This window comes from Heyndrickxia coagulans DSM 1 = ATCC 7050, assembly GCF_000290615.1.
Lineage (GTDB): Bacteria > Bacillota > Bacilli > Bacillales > Bacillaceae_C > Weizmannia > Weizmannia coagulans.
Genome location: NZ_ALAS01000046.1, coordinates 1 through 21,141, shown reverse-complemented (window position 1 = coordinate 21,141; position 21,141 = coordinate 1). Strand labels below are relative to the sequence as shown.

General features: G+C 50.0%; 19 protein-coding genes and 1 pseudogene. 17 read left to right on the top strand and 3 right to left on the bottom strand.

All coding sequences use genetic code 11. From position 1 onward, the window contains the following. Positions 1 to 88 precede the first annotated feature (88 nt). A pseudogene (queE, locus tag IC21_RS01455) lies at positions 89 to 661 on the top strand (7-carboxy-7-deazaguanine synthase QueE); the annotation flags it as partial. Between the two features lie 44 nt (positions 662 to 705). On the opposite strand, the gene IC21_RS01450 reads toward queE, so the two are convergent. Both IC21_RS01450 and IC21_RS01445 read right to left on the bottom strand, forming a co-directional pair. Next, entirely contained in the window at positions 706 to 1,680 is a 975-nt protein-coding gene (locus IC21_RS01450; protein ID WP_019721991.1) for a bile acid:sodium symporter family protein, read from the bottom strand. Positions 1,681 to 1,860: 180 nt separating this feature from the next. After that, positions 1,861 to 3,579, bottom strand: a complete 1,719-nt coding sequence (locus IC21_RS01445; RefSeq protein WP_029142530.1) for an Rqc2 family fibronectin-binding protein — start codon at positions 3,577 to 3,579, stop codon at positions 1,861 to 1,863. Between the two features lie 142 nt (positions 3,580 to 3,721). On the opposite strand from IC21_RS01445, the gene IC21_RS01440 reads away from it, so the two are divergent. From IC21_RS01440 to spoVM, 16 genes are all read left to right on the top strand, one after another. Then, positions 3,722 to 6,403: a cation-translocating P-type ATPase gene (locus tag IC21_RS01440; RefSeq protein ID WP_029142529.1), complete on the top strand. Its 2,682-nt coding sequence runs from the start codon at positions 3,722 to 3,724 to the stop codon at positions 6,401 to 6,403. 221 nt (positions 6,404 to 6,624) lie between these two features. Next, entirely contained in the window at positions 6,625 to 7,500 is an 876-nt protein-coding gene (locus IC21_RS01435; protein ID WP_017552941.1) for a YicC/YloC family endoribonuclease, read from the top strand. Next, positions 7,497 to 7,802, top strand: coding sequence for an extracellular matrix/biofilm regulator RemA (remA, locus tag IC21_RS01430; protein ID WP_019721996.1), 306 nt, complete (start codon positions 7,497 to 7,499; stop codon positions 7,800 to 7,802). The genes IC21_RS01435 and remA overlap by 4 nt, the downstream gene beginning before the upstream one ends. A 2-nt stretch (positions 7,803 to 7,804) precedes the next feature. Then, positions 7,805 to 8,419 (top strand): guanylate kinase, encoded by a 615-nt coding sequence (gene gmk, locus IC21_RS01425; RefSeq protein ID WP_013859032.1) that lies wholly within the window; start codon positions 7,805 to 7,807, stop codon positions 8,417 to 8,419. Position 8,420: 1 nt separating this feature from the next. Next, positions 8,421 to 8,627 (top strand): DNA-directed RNA polymerase subunit omega, encoded by a 207-nt coding sequence (gene rpoZ, locus IC21_RS01420; RefSeq protein WP_013859033.1) that lies wholly within the window; start codon positions 8,421 to 8,423, stop codon positions 8,625 to 8,627. 135 nt (positions 8,628 to 8,762) lie between these two features. Beyond that, positions 8,763 to 9,971, top strand: a complete 1,209-nt coding sequence (coaBC, locus tag IC21_RS01415; protein ID WP_013859034.1) for a bifunctional phosphopantothenoylcysteine decarboxylase/phosphopantothenate--cysteine ligase CoaBC — start codon at positions 8,763 to 8,765, stop codon at positions 9,969 to 9,971. Next, complete coding sequence (priA, locus tag IC21_RS01410; protein WP_029142528.1) at positions 9,968 to 12,373, top strand: primosomal protein N'; 2,406 nt, start codon at positions 9,968 to 9,970, stop codon at positions 12,371 to 12,373. The genes coaBC and priA overlap by 4 nt, the downstream gene beginning before the upstream one ends. Positions 12,374 to 12,392: 19 nt before the next feature. Next, positions 12,393 to 12,878: a peptide deformylase gene (gene def / locus IC21_RS01405; RefSeq protein ID WP_029142527.1), complete on the top strand. Its 486-nt coding sequence runs from the start codon at positions 12,393 to 12,395 to the stop codon at positions 12,876 to 12,878. Then, on the top strand, positions 12,875 to 13,828 hold the full coding sequence (gene fmt / locus IC21_RS01400; RefSeq protein ID WP_013859037.1) for a methionyl-tRNA formyltransferase: 954 nt from the start codon (positions 12,875 to 12,877) through the stop codon (positions 13,826 to 13,828). The genes def and fmt overlap by 4 nt, the downstream gene beginning before the upstream one ends. Next, positions 13,821 to 15,164: a 16S rRNA (cytosine(967)-C(5))-methyltransferase RsmB gene (gene rsmB / locus IC21_RS01395; RefSeq protein WP_029142526.1), complete on the top strand. Its 1,344-nt coding sequence runs from the start codon at positions 13,821 to 13,823 to the stop codon at positions 15,162 to 15,164. Before fmt ends, rsmB begins: the two co-directional genes overlap by 8 nt. 47 nt (positions 15,165 to 15,211) lie before the next feature. Then, entirely contained in the window at positions 15,212 to 15,970 is a 759-nt protein-coding gene (locus IC21_RS01390; RefSeq protein ID WP_019722002.1) for a Stp1/IreP family PP2C-type Ser/Thr phosphatase, read from the top strand. Next, on the top strand, positions 15,964 to 18,060 hold the full coding sequence (gene pknB / locus IC21_RS01385; protein WP_029142525.1) for a Stk1 family PASTA domain-containing Ser/Thr kinase: 2,097 nt from the start codon (positions 15,964 to 15,966) through the stop codon (positions 18,058 to 18,060). Before IC21_RS01390 ends, pknB begins: the two co-directional genes overlap by 7 nt. 66 nt (positions 18,061 to 18,126) lie before the next feature. Next, complete coding sequence (gene rsgA, locus IC21_RS01380) at positions 18,127 to 19,014, top strand: ribosome small subunit-dependent GTPase A (protein ID WP_017552949.1); 888 nt, start codon at positions 18,127 to 18,129, stop codon at positions 19,012 to 19,014. A gap of 2 nt (positions 19,015 to 19,016) precedes the next feature. Next, a complete protein-coding gene (rpe, locus tag IC21_RS01375; RefSeq protein ID WP_029713840.1) occupies positions 19,017 to 19,667 on the top strand; it encodes a ribulose-phosphate 3-epimerase in 651 nt (216 codons plus the stop codon). A gap of 98 nt (positions 19,668 to 19,765) precedes the next feature. Continuing rightward, positions 19,766 to 20,422, top strand: a complete 657-nt coding sequence (locus IC21_RS01370; RefSeq protein WP_029142524.1) for a thiamine diphosphokinase — start codon at positions 19,766 to 19,768, stop codon at positions 20,420 to 20,422. Between the two features lie 96 nt (positions 20,423 to 20,518). Further along, positions 20,519 to 20,599 carry a stage V sporulation protein SpoVM gene (gene spoVM, locus IC21_RS01365; protein WP_017551496.1) on the top strand — a complete coding sequence of 27 codons (81 nt, stop codon included), beginning with the start codon at positions 20,519 to 20,521 and terminating at the stop codon, positions 20,597 to 20,599. A 135-nt stretch (positions 20,600 to 20,734) separates the two neighbouring features. On the opposite strand, the gene rpmB is transcribed toward spoVM, so the two are convergent. Beyond that, positions 20,735 to 20,923 (bottom strand): 50S ribosomal protein L28, encoded by a 189-nt coding sequence (gene rpmB, locus IC21_RS01360; RefSeq protein WP_013859045.1) that lies wholly within the window; start codon positions 20,921 to 20,923, stop codon positions 20,735 to 20,737. Positions 20,924 to 21,141: the final 218 nt, after the last annotated feature.

Here is a 21,141-nt window from a genome sequence, read left to right as displayed (position 1 = left end):
GACAACGATTAGGTGTAAATCAAATACCTATGAAATTTGGAGAATATGCGAGTAAATGAGAGATAATTGAACTTTATTGAAGGAGGAAAAAAGCCGGATTGCGCTGATGACGGCAGAGGAGATCTTCCGGAAGCTAAAAGAAACAGGAGGGGAAAACTTCAGCCATGTCACGATTTCGGGAGGCAATCCACTTTTGTTGCAAGGCCTTGGCGAACTGGTTGATTTGCTGAAAACGCATCATATCCGCACAGCAGTTGAGACACAGGGATCACGCTGGCAAAATTGGCTTCCGGACGTTGATGATGTGACCATTTCGCCAAAACCGCCGAGTTCCGGCATGGACACAGATTTTGAGGCTTTGGATTGGATGATTGGCCAGTTAACAATGGCGGGGAGCCATTTTTGCTTAAAAATTGTTGTTTTCGACGAGGAGGATTTTGATTACGCCAAAAAGATCCATAAACGCTATCCGCCTGTTCCCTTCTATTTACAAGTCGGCAATCCGGATGTTACTTTGCCTGACCGGGATGCATTAGCGAAAATGCTGACCGGAAGATATGAATGGCTGATCAATCTGGCCTTGCAGGCAGAAGAAATGAATGATGCTTATGTCCTTCCCCAATTGCATGCATTGGTGTGGGGGAACAAACGGGGCGTATAAGAGAAAAGGGCCGGCCTGCGCACGCAGGGCAGCCCCTCTTTTTCTCACACATGCTGGCTTGCGGCCGGGTTCGCGTCGGGTTTTACTGCCTTTTTATCTTTCATCCGGCTGTAGATGTTTGCGAGCAACGAACCAGACAAATTATGCCAGACGCTGAAAATCGCGCTCGGGACGGCGGCAATCGGGGAAAAATGCGCGGTAGCAAGCGCAACGCCGAGCCCGGAATTTTGCATGCCGACTTCCATCGAAACCGCTTTTTGCTTGGCAAGGTCCATCCCGCACAAACGGGCGAAGAAAAAGCCGATGATAAAGCCAAGCAAGTTATGCAAAATAACGACAGCAAAAACGAGTAAAGCCGTTTGTGCGATTTTTTCGGCGCTTCCGGCGACCACTCCCGCTACAATCAGCACGATCGCCACAACCGAGACAAGCGGCATCGCTTTTGCGCCGGCGCGCGCCTGTTTGCCGAAAAACCTTTTCGCGATAAATCCGAGCAAAAGCGGCACAATGATCACTTGCACAACCGAAAGGAATAAAGACCATACACTGACATGCACCCATTTGCTGGCAAACAGCAGGATTAACAGCGGTGTGACAATCGGCGCAAGAATCGTGGACACGGAGGCGATCGCAACAGCAAGCGCCACATTTCCGCGCGCGAGAAACACCATCACGTTCGAAGCCGTTCCGCTCGGGCAGCAACCGACAAGAATGACGCCGATGGCAATATCTTTCGGCAAGTTGAGCCCGACTGCAAGCAGAAAAGCAATAAGCGGCATGATGACAAAATGGCCGATGACGCCGAGCGCCACCTCAAGTGGCTTTTTGAAAACTTCTTTAAAATCTGATAATTCAAGCGTCAGCCCCATCCCAAACATGACAATGCCCAATAACGGTACGATATAATTCCCGATCCACGCAAAATGCTGGGGCAAAAAATAAGCGATGACTGCAAAAATCAGCACCCATACGGTGAACGTTTTCCCTGCAAACGCGCTGATTTTTTCTAAAGTTGCCATGTGAAGACCTCCAAATATAAATTGTTTTCTAAAATGATAGAATATCTGACAAAATAAATCAAGGCAGCCATTTCAATATTTTGGGATTTATTTAGATCATTCGTTTCCGAAAACATTTTTTTACCAAAAAAAACAGCGCAATGCCTGGGCCTGCGCTGTTTACAACATATTCCGTGTTTTTCATGCATCCTTCGTTTTTTTCATGGCCAGCACTTTGTCGGTATCCGGTGTGACATAAACGGTTTGCTGGTTCTCGTAAATGACAAATCCGGGTTTTGCGCCGTTCGGTTTTTTCACGTAGCGCACTTTCGTATAATCGACCGGGACGGAAGCGGACTGGCGCGCTTTGCTAAAATAGGCGGCGAGTGATGCGGCTTCCAAAATCGTTTCCGGCGCCGGGTTTTTGCTGCGGATGACAACATGCGACCCGGGAATGTCTTTTGTGTGCAGCCAGATTTCATCGCGGGCGGCTACCCGGTTTGTCAAATAATCGTTTTGCTTGTTGTTCTTTCCGACAAGAATTTCCGTGCCGTCCGAAGCCTCGTATTTTTCGAGGGCGATTTTGTTTGCATTTTTCCGCCGGGCGCGGCTGTGCCGTTTTTTCAAATAGCCTTCTTCTTCCAGCTCTTCGCGGATTTCCCCGATATCTTTCGGCGAGGCTGTTTCAAGCTGCTGGAGGAGGTTTTCAAAATACAGCACTTCATCCCGGGCTTTTTTGATCTGTTCACGCACTGCGACTTGCGCATGCTTCGCTTTCTGGTAGCGGGAAAAATAGCTTTGCGCATTTTCCGCAGGGGTTTTCAGTGGATCAAGCGGAATTTCAACCATTGCCCCGTTCTCATCGTAATAGTTTTGCACTTTCACTTTGTCCATTCCTTTTTTCACGGCATACAAATTTGCTGTCAAAAGTTCGCCGTACAGCTGGAACTGTTCGGCATTTTGCGCCTCCTCAAGCGTGGCTTCCAGCTTTTTGATTTTGCTTTCGTTTTTCTCCAGTTCATTTTTCACAAACCGCTCAAGATCATGGCCTTTTTGCTTGACGCGGTCACGTTCGGCTTTCCCGGCATAAAAACGGTCAAGCAGCGCGCTTAAAGTCGGGAAAGTTTTGGTTTCGCCCTCAAGGGACGTAAGCGGGATCATGTAAAATGATTCTTTTTGTGCACCCATGATCATCACCGGCTGGAGGTCAAACTTTTTAATCGGCTCCATAACGGACAAGAACGCGTCCGTCACCGCTTCCGGATTCGAAAATTTCGCCCGGTGCATGATCTCTTTTGCCAAAAGAGGGGAGACCCCGGCGAATTGCGCGACAATCTGCTTGTCCATTTTCCCGCTGTTCCAGTCGAGCGCTGCGATGACATCCTCTTTTGTTGCTTCAAGCGGATTCCGTTTGTGCTGCTCAGGGGGCATGACATATTCATGCCCGGGGAGAATCGTCCGGTACGTATTCACAGCCGGCGGGACGTGTTTGATGCTGTCCATGATCAGGTTCCGCTCTTTGTCGACCAAAATGATATTGCTGTGGCGGCCCATGATTTCAACGTACAGCTGTTTATAGGAAATATCCCCGATTTCGTTGCGGCTTTTGATGTCAAAGACAACAACGCGGTCAAGGCCGGCCTGGCGGATATCCTCGATCACGGAGCCTTCCAGATGTTTCCTTAAAAGCATGCAAAACATCGGCGGGTCCTGCGGGTTGTCAAACGGTTCATCCGTCAGCTGAATGCGCGCATAGGCCGGGTGTGCCGACAAAAGCAGCCGCCGGTTTTTCCCGTTTGCACGCACGATCAGGACCAGTTCATTCTGGTACGGCTGGTGGATTCTGTTCATCCGTCCACCCTTTATCGTATCAACAAGTTCTTTTACCATCGCTCTTGTAAATAATCCGTCAAATGACATATCGCATTCCTCAATTCTTTCGCGCAATGTTTTAAGCATTGCGCCGGTCGTTGGCATGTTAAATTATATCATTTTTTTGGACAGGGCTGAATATGTTGCTATTAAGACAATAATGGGCAGAAGCAGGGGAGAGTGTATTTTCATGATGTTTCACGAAATGAGTGAAAAAGAAGTAGAACAGGAATTCGGAACTGATCTGGAAAAAGGGCTCACCGAAAAAGAAGCGGAAAAAAGAGTCAGGCAGTACGGGTTTAATGAACTGGAAGAGGCGGAAAAAGAATCTGCCCTTATGCTCTTTCTCAGCCAGTTTAAAGATTTTATGACGCTCGTCCTGCTTGCCGCAACCGTGATTTCCGGATTTTTAGGCGAATATGTCGATGCGGTCGCGATCATCGCCATTGTATTGATTAACGGGTTTCTCGGCTTTTTTCAGGAGCGGCGGGCCGAGAAATCGCTTGAAGCATTAAAAGAACTTTCCGCACCGCAAGTCAATGTGCGAAGAAACGGGCGATGGGTAAAAATCCCTTCGAAAGAAGTGACGCTTGGCGATATTTTAAAATTTGAAAGCGGGGACCGGGTTGGCGCCGATGTCCGGATTGTAAAGGCTAATAATCTTGAAATTGAAGAGTCGGCGCTGACGGGAGAATCCATCCCTTCCCCGAAATCAACGGAACCGATTCCTGTGGAAAATGCGGGCCTCGGCGATTTGCATAATATGGCGTTTATGGGGACGATGGTAACGCGCGGCAACGGCATCGGCATCGTCACCGCGATCGGGATGCAGACGGCAATGGGGGAAATTGCCGATATGATTCAAAACGCCGAATCGATGGCGACCCCTTTGCAAAGAAGGCTCGAGCAGCTGGGAAAAATTTTAATCGTGGTGGCGCTGCTTTTAACCCTCCTTGTCGTCCTTGTCGGCGTCTGGCACGGGCATGACTTGTATTCCATGTTTCTGGCGGGAGTTTCGCTCGCGGTTGCGGCGATTCCGGAAGGCCTGCCGGCGATTGTGACAATTGCGTTATCGCTCGGCGTCCAGCGCATGATCCGGAAAAACGCGATCGTCCGGAAACTGCCGGCGGTGGAAACGCTCGGCTGTGCGTCAGTCATCTGCTCGGATAAAACCGGCACCATGACGCAAAACAAAATGACAGTCACCCATTTATGGAGCGGCGGAAAGACGTGGAAAGTGTCCGGGACGGGCTATGAGCCGAAAGGGATTTTTACGGACAATGGAACGGAAATCCACCCTTTAAAGGAAAAAAGCGTCTACCAGCTTTTGACGTTCGGGCTATTATGCAACCATGCCGAATTGAAAGTGAAAAACAAAGAATATGTGATAGACGGCGACCCGACGGAAGGCGCGCTCCTCGTTTCCGCCCTGAAGGCCGGTTTAACGAGGGAATTACTGCTGAAAGATTTTACAGTTGAACAGGAATTTCCGTTTGATTCAACGCGGAAAATGATGAGCATGGTAATCCGTGACAAACACGGCAAACGGTTTGTGATCACAAAAGGCGCGCCGGATGTGCTGCTCGGGGTAAGCCGGTCGGTGCTCTGGAACGGAAGGGAACAATCGTTTGATCTGGAAACACGGAGGAAAGTAGAGAAAGCGGTCGAATCTTTGGCTGCCCAGGCACTCCGGACGATCGCCATCGCGTTCAAGCCGCTTGCAGCAGGAGAAACGGCAAAAAGTGAACAAGAGGCGGAGAAAAATTTGATTTTTATCGGCGTCCAGGGGATGATCGATCCGCCGCGGCCAGAAGTCAGACAAGCCATTAAAGAATGTAAGGAAGCGGGCATCCGGACGGTGATGATTACAGGCGACCATGCTGTGACCGCAAAAGCAATTGCGAGGCAGCTCGGGATTTTGCGCACAAGCCATGAAAAAGTGGTGGACGGCACGATGCTGAACGAACTGACGGTGGATGAGCTGGAAGACGTGATTGACGAAGTTTCCGTGTTTGCGCGCGTATCGCCGGACCATAAACTGAAAATCGTTAAAGCTTTCCAAAACCGCGGGGCAGTCGTTGCCATGACAGGGGACGGCATCAATGACGCACCGGCCATTAAAACAGCCGATATCGGCATCTCGATGGGCATTACCGGAACCGATGTCGCAAAAGAAGCCTCCTCGCTCATTTTGCTCGATGATAATTTCGCGACGATTAAAGCGGCGATCCAGGAAGGCCGCAATATTTATGAAAATATCCGGAAATTTATCCGTTATCTGCTCGCCTCCAATGTCGGTGAAATCCTTGTGATGCTGTTTGCAATGCTTTTGTCCCTGCCGCTTCCGGTCGTTCCCATCCAAATTCTTTGGGTCAATCTCGTGACGGATGGGCTGCCGGCGATGGCGCTCGGCCTCGACCAGCCGGAAGAAGATGTGATGAAGCGGAATCCGCGCCATCCGCGTGAAGGGGTGTTTGCGCGCGGGCTCGGCTGGAAAGTGATTTCGCGCGGTTTTCTGATCGGGTCCGCGACACTTGCCGCTTTTGTAACCGTATATTACCAGCACCCCGACCGGCTTGCTTATGCACAAACGATTGCATTTGCAACACTTGTCCTTGCCCAGCTGATCCATGTGTTTGACTGCCGCAGCGAACGCTCGGTGCTCGCGCGCAACCCGTTTGGAAATGTCTATCTTGTGCTTGCTGTTTTGTCATCGGTTTTACTTATGCTTGCCGTGATTTATGTTCCGGCCCTCCAGCCGGTTTTCCATACGCTACCGATATTGCCGAAAGACTGGCTGCTCGTCCTCTGCATGAGTGCAATTCCGACATTTTTGCTTGCAGGGACATATTATTTAAGAAAAAAACCTTGAATTATGCTATAATCTTAAAAGTAATAGGGGATCCTCTATTACTTTTTCTTTTGGCGAAATTTCCCCAGGCGCTCCGGTTAAGATTTCCTTTCCTAAATGGGCGGGGCGCGGTATAATCTCCGTAAAAGCTATTATCACCGGGCCGGGGACAGGCGCGATGAAAGTCGTGAAGGTTAAAACCGGCGTGATGGTAGATGTAAGAAGAGATTGGGCGTGAGAAGATGGTCTTAAGCATGACGGGCTATGGCAGAGGCCGCCGGGAGACGCGGCAGTTCAGTGTGACGGTGGAGATCAAGTCTGTCAACCATCGCTTTTGCGAATATCAGATCAGGATGCCGAAGCAGCTTGTCAAAGTGGAAGAAGAGTTGAAAAAAATCATCGGGAACTATGTGCAACGCGGCCGTATTGACGTGTTTGTCACCATTTTCGGTGAAGGGCTTGTCAAACGCAGGCTGCGGGTCGACTGGGATTTGCTGGACGAATACCACCGGTTTTTAAGCCGGATCCGTGAGCAATACGGAATTGAATCAGGTTTTGGCATTCGCGAGTTATTAAACCGCGAAGATTTAGTTACAATAGAAGAAATAGAGGAAGATAATGAAGAAATCCTCACCCTTGTCCTGGAAGCCTGCAAAGAGGCGGCCGGGCAGTTGCGGCTTATGCGCGAAAAAGAAGGTTCCCTGCTCAAAACTGATTTGGAAAAACACCTCCAAACGATTTCAAAGCAGGTGGATCATATCAAAACAGAAGCGCAGTCGCTCGTTTCTACATACCGATTCAAACTTGAAAAGCGGATGCAGGAGCTATCAGGCGGCCGGCTGGATGAAGCGAGGCTCGTCCAGGAAGCAGCGCTGTTTGCCGACAAATCCGATATTCATGAAGAAGTGACAAGGCTTGAAAGCCACTTGATTCAATTTGGCGAAACATTGGCGCTTGATGAGCCAATCGGCAGAAAACTGGATTTCATGATCCAGGAGATGAACAGGGAAGTGAACACGATTGGATCGAAAGCAAATACTTCCGGTATTTCAACAGCCGTTGTTGAGCTCAAAACGGTCCTTGAGAAGATGCGCGAGCAAGTGCAGAATATAGAATGATTCGCGCAAAGCCAATTGTATGCGAGCGGGAGAGGATGCAGGTGGTGAAACTCATTAATATCGGCTTTGGAAATATCATTTCGGCAAACCGCATCATTTCCATTGTAAGCCCGGAATCAGCGCCGATTAAGCGGCTCATCCAGGATGCACGCGAGCGCGGCACTTTAATTGATGCGACTTACGGCAGAAAAACCCGGGCAGTGATAATGATGGACAGCGGCCATGTGATTCTCTCCGCAGTTCAGCCGGAAACAGTGGCGCACCGTGTCACGGACGGGGAAACAGATGGCGAGGAGGTATAGCGTTGAAGAAAAAAGGATTACTCATTGTGTTATCCGGTCCGTCCGGTGTCGGGAAAGGGACCGTACGGAAAGCCATTTTTTCGCAGCCGGATACGAAATTTGAATATTCCATCTCGATGACGACGAGAAAACCGCGGGAAGGCGAAATCGACGGGGTGGATTATTTTTTCAAAGAACGCGAAGAATTTGAAGAACTGATCAGGCAGGGAAAACTGCTGGAGTACGCGGAATATGTCGGCAATTATTACGGGACGCCGGTCGATTATGTGAAGGAAACATTGGAAGCGGGAAAAGATGTTTTTCTCGAAATAGAAGTGCAGGGCGCGCGGCAGGTCCGCGAAAAATTTCCGGACGGCTTATTTATTTTTCTTGCGCCGCCGAGTTTGTCCGAACTGGAATCGAGGATCACGCAGCGCGGGACGGAATCTGCCGAAAGGATCCGCGACCGGATGGAAAAAGCCCGCAAAGAAATTGAAATGATGAATTTATATGATTACGTTGTGGAAAATGATACAATAGAAAACGCCTGCGAAAAAATCAAAGCCATTGTCGTCGCGGAACATTGCCGGACGGCACGCGTTGCGAAGCTGTATAAAAAAATTCTGGAGGTTGAATAAGATGCTTTATCCTTCCATTGATGAACTGTTGAAAATTATCGATTCGAAATATTCCCTTGTCACGATCGCGGCAAAACGTGCCCGCCAGCTGCAGGACCAGCATAACGAAGTGCTTGAAAAATATGTTTCCGATAAAAATGTCGGCAAGGCGCTTGAAGAAATTTATGCCGGCGTCCTCCGGATCAAACACGATGGAACGGCTTCTTAAGTTATCTTGGTACGGTTATACGGAAAATCACAGAGCAGGGACTGGCGGATATGGCGTCAGCCCTTTTTCTTATATTTGCTTTTTTGTTAGAATGGTCGTAAGGATATTGACTGAGACTTTACAGGGGGCATACGGATGCTTGGGAAAAATATATTATTGTGCGTAACCGGAGGGATTGCCGTTTTTAAAGCGGCTGCGCTCACAAGCAAGCTGGCGCAGTCCGGCGCACATGTGAAAGTCATCATGACGGAATCCGCCTGCAAGTTTGTGGCGCCGTTAACGTTTCAGGCGCTTTCCCGGAATGAAGTGTACACCGATACATTTGATGAGAAACACCCGGAGAAAATCGCCCATATTGATCTTGCAGACTGGGCGGATCTTGTCCTCATTGCGCCGGCCACCGCGAATATGATTGGAAAATTGGCGAACGGAATAGCGGATGATATGGTCTCGACTACGATCCTCGCCACGACTGCGCCGGTATGGGTGGCGCCGGCAATGAATGTCCATATGTACGGCCACCCGGCTGTCCGGCGGAACCTGGAAACGCTCAAAGGCTTCGGCTACCGGCTGATCGAGCCTGCGGACGGGCATCTCGCATGCGGCTATACCGGAAAAGGAAGATTGGAAGAACCGGAGAACATCGTGGCGCTTTTGAAAGATTTTTTCAGCGGCGGGCCGAAACCGCTGTCCGGGAAAACGGTTTTAGTGACAGCCGGCCCGACGATTGAAAAAATTGATCCCGTCCGCTTTCTTTCAAACCGTTCGTCCGGAAAAATGGGATTTGCGCTTGCCGAAGAAGCGGCCAATATGGGGGCAAACGTTTTGCTTGTCACAAGCGTGGACACGCTGGCACCGCCCGCCGGAACGGAAATCATCAAAGCGGAGAGCGCAGAGGAGATGTATCATGCGGTCATGGGCCGCTACAAGGAAGCGGATATCATCATTAAAAGCGCGGCCGTGGCAGACTACACGCCGGTCCGTGTCTTCGATAAAAAAATGAAAAAGCAGCCGGGCAACCTGACGCTAGAACTGAAACGGACAAAAGATATTTTAAAAGAACTTGGCGAAAGGCTGGACAAGCCTTTTCTCGTTGGCTTTGCCGCGGAAACTGATCATCTCGAAAACTATGCGCGCGGCAAAATGGAACGGAAGCGTGCGGATATGATTGTCGCCAATGATGTGAGCCGGGAAGGCGCCGGATTTGCCGGCGATACAAATATCGTGACCATTTTTAAACGCGACGGCTCGAAACGGGAACTCCCGCTGCTTTCCAAGCATGAGGCGGCAAGGGAAATTTTGCGCGAAATCTGCCGCGAGATCGAAAAGGACGAAAAGAAATGAAGATTGCAAGTGTGATTGTCGATATACCGGCAATGCAGACGGATAAATATTTTGATTACCGGATCCCGGAAAAATGGGGAACGGCCATCCAACCGGGAATGCGCGTCATTGTCCCGTTCGGCCCGCGCACGATCCAGGGATTTGTTGCGGGCATAAAAGACCGTTCGGAAGTGAAGAACTTGCGTGAAATCATTGCGCCGCAGGATTTGGCCCCGGTTTTGAATGCGGAGCTGCTTGCGCTCGGGGACTGGCTTGCAAAGGAAACGCTTTGCCTGAAAATCTCTGCTTACCAGGCGATGCTGCCGGCCGCGATGAAGGCAAAATACGAAAAACGCATCAAAAGGCAGGACGGGGGCGCCAACCCTTTTCTTGACGAAGTGTTCGGGGATAGCGGCGAAATCGGATGGAAAGAAGCGCAGCAAAAGGGCTTTCTGCCGTTTCTGCAAAAAGAAGCGAAAAACGGATCGGTGGAAGTCGTATATGAAGTCAAAAGCAAAGCCAACAAGAAAACGGTCCGGCTCATTTTCTGCCCGAGTTCCAAAGGCGAGCTCGAAAAACGGATGGAAAAAGTGCCGAAAAATGCCCCGAAACAAAAGCAGGTGCTGCAATTTTTCCTGGAAAATCCGGATGCAAAGATGCCTTCTCCCGAACTGGCGGAAACAGCCGGCGTATCGCGGGCGGTTATCAAAACATTGCTTGAAAAAGGATGGCTGGCAGAAACACAGGAAGAATCGTACCGCGACCCGTATGCCGGCCGCCAATTTCAAAAGAGCGTGCCGCATGCTTTGACTGCGGAACAGAAACAGGCAATCGGCCCGGTCCTTTCCGCGGTCCGCGAAAACAGAAACGAAACGTTTTTGCTTTTTGGCGTAACCGGCAGCGGAAAAACGGAAATTTATCTCCAGTCGATACAGGAAGTGCTGAACCAGGGGAAAGAGGCGATTGTCCTTGTCCCGGAAATTTCTCTAACGCCGCAAATGGTGAACCGTTTTAAAAGCCGTTTCGGCAAAGATGTGGCGGTTTTGCACAGCGGCTTATCGGTCGGTGAAAAATACGATGAATGGCGGAAAATTACCCGCAAAGAAGCGAAAGTGGTGGTCGGGGCGCGGTCGGCGATTTTTGCCCCGTTTGAAAATCTTGGCATCATTATTATTGATGAAGAGCATGAAAATAGCTACAAGCAGGAAGACAACCCGCGCTACCACGCGAGGGACGTCGCCCTTTTCCGGAGCAAAAACCACCATTGCCCGGTTATCCTCGGCAGCGCCACCCCGTCGCTTGAATCATTTGCCCGCGCGCAAAAAGGGGTCTATACGTTGCTGAAAATGGAAAAACGGATGAACAACCACCCGCTTCCCGAAGTTTCGATTGTCGACATGCGCGAAGAATTGCGCGCAGGCAACCGTTCCATGTTCTCAAGAGAGCTTTTTGAAAAACTGAAAGAGCGCCTGGAGAAAAAACAGCAAACCGTGCTGCTGCTAAATAAAAGGGGATATTCCTCCTTTGTCATGTGCCGGGACTGCGGGTATGTGCAGCAATGCCCGAACTGCGATATTTCGCTTACCTATCACCGCTCCACAAACGAAATGAAATGCCATTACTGCGGTTACGAGACGTTTGTGCCCGCAACATGCCCGGAATGCGGGAGTTCCCATATCCGCTATTTCGGGACAGGGACGCAGAAAGTGGAAGAGGAGCTCGGGCGGCTGCTGCCTGAAGCGCGCGTGATCCGGATGGATGTCGATACAACCGGCCGGAAAGGGGCGCATGAACGGATGCTTCAAAGCTTTGCAAACGGGGAAGCCGATATTTTGCTCGGCACGCAGATGATTGCAAAAGGGCTCGATTTTCCGAATATTACGCTTGTCGGCGTGCTGAATGCGGACACGATGCTCCATTTGCCCGATTTCAGGGCGTCCGAAAAAACGTTTCAGCTTTTAACACAAGTAAGCGGGCGCGCGGGGCGGCACCAGCTGGAAGGCGAGGTTGTTGTCCAGACATATACCCCCGAACATTACAGCATCCAATTTGCAGGGGAGCAGGACTATGAACGCTTTTACCGCCAGGAAATGAGAATGCGGAAAGTGGGCGCCTACCCTCCTTTTTACTATCTCACCCTGATTACGGTCAGCCATGAAAATGTGATGGAAGCCATGTCCGCATCCGAAAAAATCGCAGGCTTTATGCGGAATCGGGTGTCGGGCGGAAGTGTGATTTTAGGCCCTTCGGCATGCCCGGTCCCCCGTGTGAAAAATAGATATCGTTACCAATGTCTGATAAAATACAAACGGGAACCGCGGCTCAATGAAACATTATCTGTTTTGCTGGAACATTTCCAGCACCAGATTGCCTCGGAAGGATTAAGCATCGCGGTCGATGTCAATCCTAATATGATGATGTAACAGGAACGAGTGATTCGAAATGATGGAGATTGTAAAATATCCTGCCGCTGTTTTGAAGGAAAAATGCAAACGGGTCACGGCATTCGGCCCGTCTTTAAAAGCGGTACTGGATGAAATGTATGAAACGATGCTTGAAGCGGACGGGGTCGGCCTTGCCGCTCCGCAAGTCGGCATCAGCCAGCAAATCGCCGTTGTCGATACCGGCGATGGGGCAGGCCGGATTGACCTCATCAATCCAAAAATCGTAACAAGGCGCGGGGAACAGACCGATGTCGAAGGCTGCCTGAGCTTTCCCGGCGTTTACGGCACGGTTCAACGCGCCCGTTATGTGAAAGTAAAAGCACAGGACGCAAACGGAAAGGCGTTCACGATTGAAGCGGAAGATTTCCTTGCCCGCGCTTTGCAGCATGAAATCGACCATCTGCACGGCGTTTTGTTTACGTCCAAAATCATCGATTATGTGGATGAGGAAGACTTGGTTTTTGAGGAGGATGATACCGAATGACGAAAGTGGTGTTTATAGGGACGCCGGACTTTGCCGTGCCGGTTTTACAGACGCTGATCCGCGACGGGTACGAGGTCATTGGGGTTGTGACACAGCCGGACAGGCCGGTTGGCAGAAAACAGATCTTAACGCCCCCGCCTGTAAAACGGGAGGCGGAAAAGCACGGCATTCCGGTTTTTCAGCCGGAAAAATTGCGCCAGCCGGAAAGCCTCGCCCGCATTTTGGCACTCAAGCCGGATGTTGTGGTTACATGCGCGTACGGGCAGATTTTGCCGAAAGCATTGCTTGATGCGCCCCCGTTCGGCTGCATTAATGTCCATGCGTCACTGCTTCCGGAACTGCGCGGCGGGGCGCCGATCCATACAGCCATTTTACAAGGGAAGAAAAAGACCGGCGTAACCATTATGTATATGGCGGAAAAACTCGATGCCGGCGACATCTTCAGCCAGCGGGAAGTCGAAATTGAAGAAACCGATGATGCCGGCACCCTCCATGACAAGTTGAGCAAAGCGGGTGCTATGCTTTTATCCGAAACGCTTCCGAAAATCCTGGCAAAAGAAATTGTGCCGGTGCCGCAGGATGAACAGAAGGCGACGTTTGCCCATAATATTACGCGCAGCCAGGAAAAAATCGATTGGAAAAAACCGGGGGAATCCATTTACAACCAAATCAGGGGCCTGTGCCCGTGGCCGGGTGCCTATACCGTACATGGCGGAAAAACGTTTAAAATATGGAAGAGCGAAAAAGTGCCGCTTTCCGTTCATGCGGAACCGGGCACCATCGTCACGATAAAAAAAGACGGGATCGTGGTCGCAACGGGCAGCACAACTGGCATTAAAATTACGGAACTGCAGCCTGCCGGGAAGAAACGGATGGCGGTTGCGGAATTTTTAAACGGTTCAGCGGGCGGCCTTGCACCCGGGATGAAATTTGGAGATGAAGATGAGTAAAGACCGGAAAAATGTTCGCGAAGCAGCGCTTGAACTTTTGGAGGCAGTGGAGAAAAACGAGTCGTACAGCAATTTGCTGCTTGACCGCTATATTGAAAAATACCGGTTCCACGGCCCTGACCGGGCGCTGCTTACGGAAATCACTTATGGCACGTTGCAGAGAAAGCAGACACTGGACTATTTTCTCGCCCCGTTTTTGCGCAAAAAAATTGAAAATTGGGTGCGGATTTTGTTGCGCTTGTCTATATATCAAATGGTATACTTAGATAAAATCCCTGACCGCGCGATTATTTTTGAAGCGGTGGAAATCGCCAAAAAACGCGGCCACCGCGGGATTTCCGGAATGGTCAACGGCGTTTTGCGCGCCATCCAGCGCGGGGGGCTCAGAAGTTTAAAGGAAATAGAAGACCCGCTTGAAAGATTATCGGTGGCAACGAGCCATCCGCACTGGCTTGTGGCAAGATGGGCGGAAGCTTACGGCTATAAAACAACGAAAGAAATGTGTGAAGCAAACCTGATTCCGCCGTTACAGACAGCAAGGGTGAACCTGAACCGGGCATCCGTGGAAGAAGTCATCGAAAAACTGGTACGGGAAGGGTTTACCGTTGAGCGGAGCCCGGTTATTCCGGAAGCTGTCCGGTCGCGAAAAGGTAATCTTGCCCGCTCGGCATGCTTTAAAGAAGGGCTCTTCACCATCCAGGATGAAAGTTCGATGGCGGTTGCCTATGCGCTTTGCATCCAGGAAGGCCAGCGGATTTTGGACGCTTGTGCGGCACCGGGCGGAAAAACCACCCATATTGCGGAAAAGTTGGAAGGAACGGGGGAAGTAATCGCGCTCGATCTCCATCCCCATAAGGCCAAACTGGTCCGGGAAAACGCAGAGAGGCTCGGTACCGGACAGGTCGAAGCGGTTGCGATGGACAGCCGGAATGCAGGCGCCCATTTTGAAAAAACCACTTTTGACCGCATTCTTGTCGATGCGCCGTGCACAGGTTTTGGGGTTCTGCGGCGGAAACCGGATATCAAATATGCGAAAACCGTTGACGATATCCATGCGCTAAAGCAGGTCCAGCTTTCAATTTTATCGGGCGTGTCGGGACTGTTAAAACCGGACGGCATCTTAGTTTTCAGCACCTGCACCGTCGACCGGGAAGAAAATGAAGGGACGATTGAAACATTTTTGCAGGAACATCCGGAATTTGAACCGTATCCGCTGCACGTCCCTGAAGCAATGGAATCTTTAGTTGACGGATACCGGATGCAGATTTTTCCGCAGGACTTCGGCGGGGACGGTTTTTTCATCGCCAGTATCCGCAAAAAGGCCGGTAAAGCATAGGCTTGCCCGATGATAAACACGTCAAAGAGTATGAAGGTGGGGGTATAATGGAATCTGTCTATAAAACGGATAAGGGCAGAGTAAGGCAGCATAACGAAGACAATGGGGGAGTCTTTGAAAATGCCGGCGGCGATCTCCTTGCGATTGTTGCAGATGGCATGGGCGGCCATCGTGCGGGTGACATTGCGAGCGGCATGACGGTGCAATGTTTTAAAGAAGCGTTTGAAAAATTCGGCCCGGTTGCCGATGCGGAATCTGCAGAGGCGTGGCTTTCTGAGACGATCCGCGAGGTGAATGCCCGTTTATTTGATCATGCCGCCCATCACCCTGAATGCGAAGGAATGGGCACCACACTGGTTGCAGCGGTCTGCACCGAGCGCTTTATTTCCATCGCCAATGTCGGAGACAGCCGCGGCTATATTTTTAATGAAAACGGCTTCCAACAGCTGACGGAAGATCATTCGCTGGTCAATGAACTCGTCAAAACCGGCCAGATTTCAAAAGAAGATGCCGAAAATCACCCGCATAAAAATGTGATTCTGAAGGCGCTTGGGACGGAAGATTCGATCTCGCCCGACTTAAAAACGATTGTATTTGAAGAAAATGATACTTTGCTGCTTTGTTCAGACGGCCTGTCGAATAAAGTGCCGACGGAAGTGATGAAAGAAGTGCTTGAAAAAGATCTGCCGCTCGGGAAGAAAGCGGAAATGCTTGTGGATTATGCCAATGAAAACGGCGGGGAAGACAATATTACGATTGTGCTTCTGGCGTCCGGCCGCAATAAAGGCGGGTGCCATTCATGCTAATCGGAAGACGGATCAGCGGCCGCTACAAAGTCAAAAGCCTGATCGGCGGCGGCGGCACGGCAAACGTCTATCTGGCCCGCGATATGATTTTGGACCGTGATGTGGCCGTCAAGGTGCTGCGCCCGGATTTTGCAGATGAGCCGGAGTTTATCCAGCGTTTTCACAGGGAGGCCCAATCGGCAACGAGCCTGGTCCATCCGAATATTGTCAGTATTTATGATATCGGCGAAGAGGATGATTTAAATTATATCGTCATGGAAAATGTCGAGGGCATGACGCTAAAACAATACATACAGCAAAACGGCCCGGTTTCCGTTGAGAAAACGCTGGACATTATGGGGCAGCTTGCGGCGGCGATCGCACATGCCCATGACAACCATATTATCCACCGTGACATTAAGCCGCAAAATATTTTAATCAGCCATGACGGTGTTGTGAAAATTACGGACTTCGGGATTGCCATCGCTCTATCCGCTACTTCGATCACCCGGACAAATGCCGTGCTCGGTTCGGTCCATTATCTTTCCCCCGAGCAGGCAAGGGGCGGTGTTGCCACATATAAATCGGATATATACGCACTCGGCATCGTGATGTTCGAACTTTTAACGGGAAGGATTCCTTTTTCGGGGGAATCTGCCGTTTCCATTGCTTTAAAACATTTGCAAAGCGAGACGCCGTCGCTGAAAAGGTGGAATCCCGATATTCCCCAAAGTGTTGAAAATATTGTTTTAAAAGCAACGGCGAAAGATCCGTTTTACCGTTATAACAGCACCGAAGAAATGGGGGAGGATATCCGGACCGCACTCCTGCCGGAAAGGCTCAATGAACCGAAATTTGTGATTCCGGAAGACGAAGATCAGACGAAAATTATGCCGGTGATTTCCGAAGTGGCTGCCGGCCCCGACCGGAATGAAGAAACCATTATCGCAAATCCGGCCGGAGAAAATAAAAAAGAAAAGAAACCGGACACAAAGCGGGACAAAAAAGAGAAAAAACGGCGAAAAAAATGGCCGTTCGTTGCCGGCGCTCTCGCCTTTCTGCTCGTGCTTGCCGGCCTTGCCGCCTTGCTGCTGCCGTCTCTGCTCGGCCCGAAAACCGTCAGCGTCCCGGCAGTATCAGGCAAAACGGCTGATGCTGCCGACGCCGTGCTTACGGCGCACGGCCTGAAAACCGGGGAGAAGATTAAAACAACAAGCGAAACGGTACCAAAGGGGCAGGTCATCAAAACGGATCCCGAAGCCGGGAAAAAAATCAAAGAGGGGACAAAAGTTTCCCTTTACATTAGCACGGGAAAAGAAACATTTGCCCTGTCCGATTATACCGGCAGGCAGTTTGACGACGTCGTGAATTTATTGAGCGGGGAACATTTTAAAGACATCGATAAAGAAGAAGTGTACGATGACAGTGCACAAGGGACCATTTTGTCGCAGGATCCCGCGCCCAATAAAAAAGTGGTGCCGGAAAGCACGGTGCTTACCTTTACTGTGAGCAAAGGCCCGGAAACTTATGCAATCGGGGATTTAACCGGGTTTTCAAAAAAACAGTTGGACGCATATGAAAAAACATCCGGTTTTTCCATTGAATATGCCGGAAAAGATTATTCGGATACCGTGAAAAAGGACCATGTCATTTCGCAATCCCCGCAGCCGGGAACCGAGCTGAAGAAGGGCTCGGTAGTAAAAGTGACCATCAGCAAAGGGCAGAAAGAAATGCCGCCAAAGACGGTTACAAAAGAAGTAACGATCCCGTATGAGCCGGATACGGATTCCGCCGGGAGCACAAATGAAAACCACAGCAAAAGTTCCGGTTCGGATGGAAACAGCCAGCCCGGTGACAGCAACGGGCAATCAAGCGGAAATGATGCCGGCAGCAAAACAGATGCAACTGCACAAGAAGACCCGAAACAGGAAGTGCAAATTTATATTGAAGACATGAACCATTCGATGTCCGCACCTGTTCAAACGTTTGAGATTACGAAAACGGTGAAAAAGCAGCTGGAGTTTACCATTGAATACGGGAAAGAGGCAACATATAAAATCATGAGGGACGGCAAAGTCATCGCCGAAGAGACCGTTCCGTATCCAAACTGAGAAAGCGCCGGGCCGTACCCCGGCGCCTCCCCGATTTGAAAGCGCCGGAGAGATGGAGGTGGATGTATGGCAGAAGGAAAAATCATCAAGGCTTTAAGCGGATTTTACTATGTGAAAAATCGTGAAGACGGCGAAATTTACCAATGCAGGGGCAGAGGCGTCTTCCGGAAAAAGAAAATCACCCCGCTCGTCGGGGACCATGTCGAATTCCAAAAAGAAAACGGCCGGGAAGGTTATATTTTGGACATCGGCGAAAGAAAGAATGAACTCGTGCGCCCGCCGATTGCCAATGTGGATCAGGCTGTTTTGGTTTTTTCCGCAAAAGAACCGGACTTTCATACGCTGCTTTTGGACCGTTTTTTAGTCCCAATTGAAAAGAACCTGATCCGCCCGCTCATTCTGATTACAAAATGCGATCTCCTGGGCGCGGAGGAAAGAGAAAGGCTGCACGGTACGCTTGAAGTATACCGGCAAATCGGTTACCCGGTTATATTCTCATCGGCGAAAACAGGCGAAGGGATAGATGCTTTGCTTTCGGCATTGAAAGGAAACATCACCGTCTTTTGCGGTCAGTCTGGAGTGGGGAAAACGTCCATTCTCAACCGTCTGGACCCTGCTTTGGATTTAAAAACAAATGAAATCTCCACGCATCTGGGCAGGGGGAAGCACACCACCCGCCATGTTGAACTGCTGCCGGTCGGAGGCGGGCTCGTGGCGGATACGCCGGGTTTCAGCTCACTGGACTTCACTGGTGTGGAATTATCCGAGCTCGGGGACTATTTTCCTGAAATCAGTGAAAAATCGGCCGGCTGCAAGTTCCGCGGCTGCCTGCATGAAAACGAGCCGCATTGTGCGGTAAAAGCTGCTTTGGCCGAAGGGGAGATCGCTTCATTCCGGTACAGCCATTACATCCAGTTTCTTCAGGAAATTAAAAACAGAAAGCCGAGGTATTGACGATGGTAAAAATCGCACCCTCTATTTTGTCTGCAAATTTTGCGAAATTGGGAGAGGAAATTAAAGATGTGGAGGAAGGCGGAGCGGACTGGATCCATATTGATGTGATGGACGGCCATTTTGTGCCGAACATTACGATGGGGCCGCTTGTTGTCGGGGCGGTGCGGCCGGTCACAAAGCTTCCGCTCGACGTCCATTTGATGATTGAAAATCCGGACCAGTATTTGGAAGCTTTTGCGAAAGCAGGGGCAGACACGATTTCTGTCCATGTGGAAGCGTGCAGGCATCTCCACCGGACGATCCAGGAAATCCGGTCTCTTGGGGTAAATCCGGGCGTTGTCTTAAATCCCGCAACACCCATCGAATGGATTGCGCCGATCCTGGGGGATGTCGGCCTTGTATTGCTGATGACGGTCAATCCCGGGTTTGGCGGACAGGCTTTTATTGAATCCGTTGTCCCGAAAATTGAGAAACTGTACCGTTTAAAAGAAGAACAGGGGCTTGCATTTGACATTGAAGTTGACGGCGGCATCGATCCGGAAACAGCGCAAAAATGCAAACAGGCCGGTGCAACGGTGCTGGTTGCGGGCTCCAATATTTTTAAAAGCAAGAACCGGAAACAAGCGATCCGGGCATTAAAATACGGGCAGTAAAACAACAGCCGGGGTTCATCCGGCTTTTTCCGCATGAAAAGCCTGCGGGGAGCGGACAAAGATTGTCTTAAATCCATCGTATAAAAGGGGAATGAGGCATGGAAAAGAAAATCTATATTTTAGCAGGCGGCCCGCCCGAAAATGTGCCGGATCTTGCGCCATATGCGGAGGACAAACAGGCGGCATGGGCGGGTGTGGACAGGGGCGTGCTGCATTTGCTTAAACAAGGGATCATCCCGGAAATGGCCTTTGGCGACTTTGATTCCGTCAATCAGGAAGAATGGGGCTGGATCAACCGGAAACTTCAGCATATCCGGAAATTCCAGCCCGAAAAAGATGAGACCGATATGGAGCTGGCCTTGATGTGGGCCATCAGCCGGAACCCGGAAGTGATCCGCATTCTCGGCGCTACCGGCGGGCGGCTCGACCATGCTTTTACCAATGTCCTTTTACTTGTGCATGAAAAAGTTTTGCAATTTAAAGGGAAAATAGAGATGATCGACAGGCAGAACCGCGTGGAAATGTTTTTGCCCGGAACTTATACAATTGAAAAAATCGATGCGTATCCGTATGTTTCCTTTCTCCCGTTGACGGAAGAAGTAGAAGGGATCTCATTAACCGGATTTAAGTATCCGCTTGAAAATCGGCATATTGTAAGGGGCACCACCCTTTGTGTCAGCAATGAACTAATCCGGGATTTTGGTACTTTTTCTTTTTCAAGCGGCATATTAATGATGGTAAGAAGCCATGATTAATGATATTTCATGAACAAGCAGGCTGTATCCTTTTCGCTTACGCATGAATATAATGTGCGGGAGACCCGGATTGTATTTGAATGGGGAGGGACATACATGAAATTTTATACGATTAAACTGCCTAAATTTTTGGGCGGTATTGTAAGGGCCATGCTGGGGACTTTTAAAAAAGGGTAAGAGATAAAATCGACGCATGGCGGTTAGAAGGGGCAGTTCATTTTATACAGCGGGAAAATCGGCGGCGCGCCGGTTTTTTTTTGCCGCAAATTACAAAAAAACAGGAAACCGGATACCCGGTTTCCTGTTTTTGCATTATACACGTTCGACTTTTCCGGATTTCAAAGCGCGGGCGGAAACCCAGACGCGTTGCGGTTTGCCGTCCACCAGAATGCGCACTTTTTGCAAGTTCGCTTTCCAGGTGCGTTTGTTTGCGTTCATGGCGTGAGAACGTTTATTGCCGGATACCGTTTTACGTCCTGTAATTGCACATTTTTTCGGCATTGTATTCCCTCCTCCTGTTGCGAAGCAGAAATAGAACATATTTATGCTTTCATCTCTTCATTTTTCGTTAAAAATTCACTATAATAATTTATCATATTGGAAGGCACAATGCAAGTCCTGCCAGAGTGCAGTATGTGTCAAGTTTTTCTCGACAAGGTTTAAATATCGGGTATTCCAAGACACTCTTTTTGTACACTTTCGGCTACCGTGCTTTACTT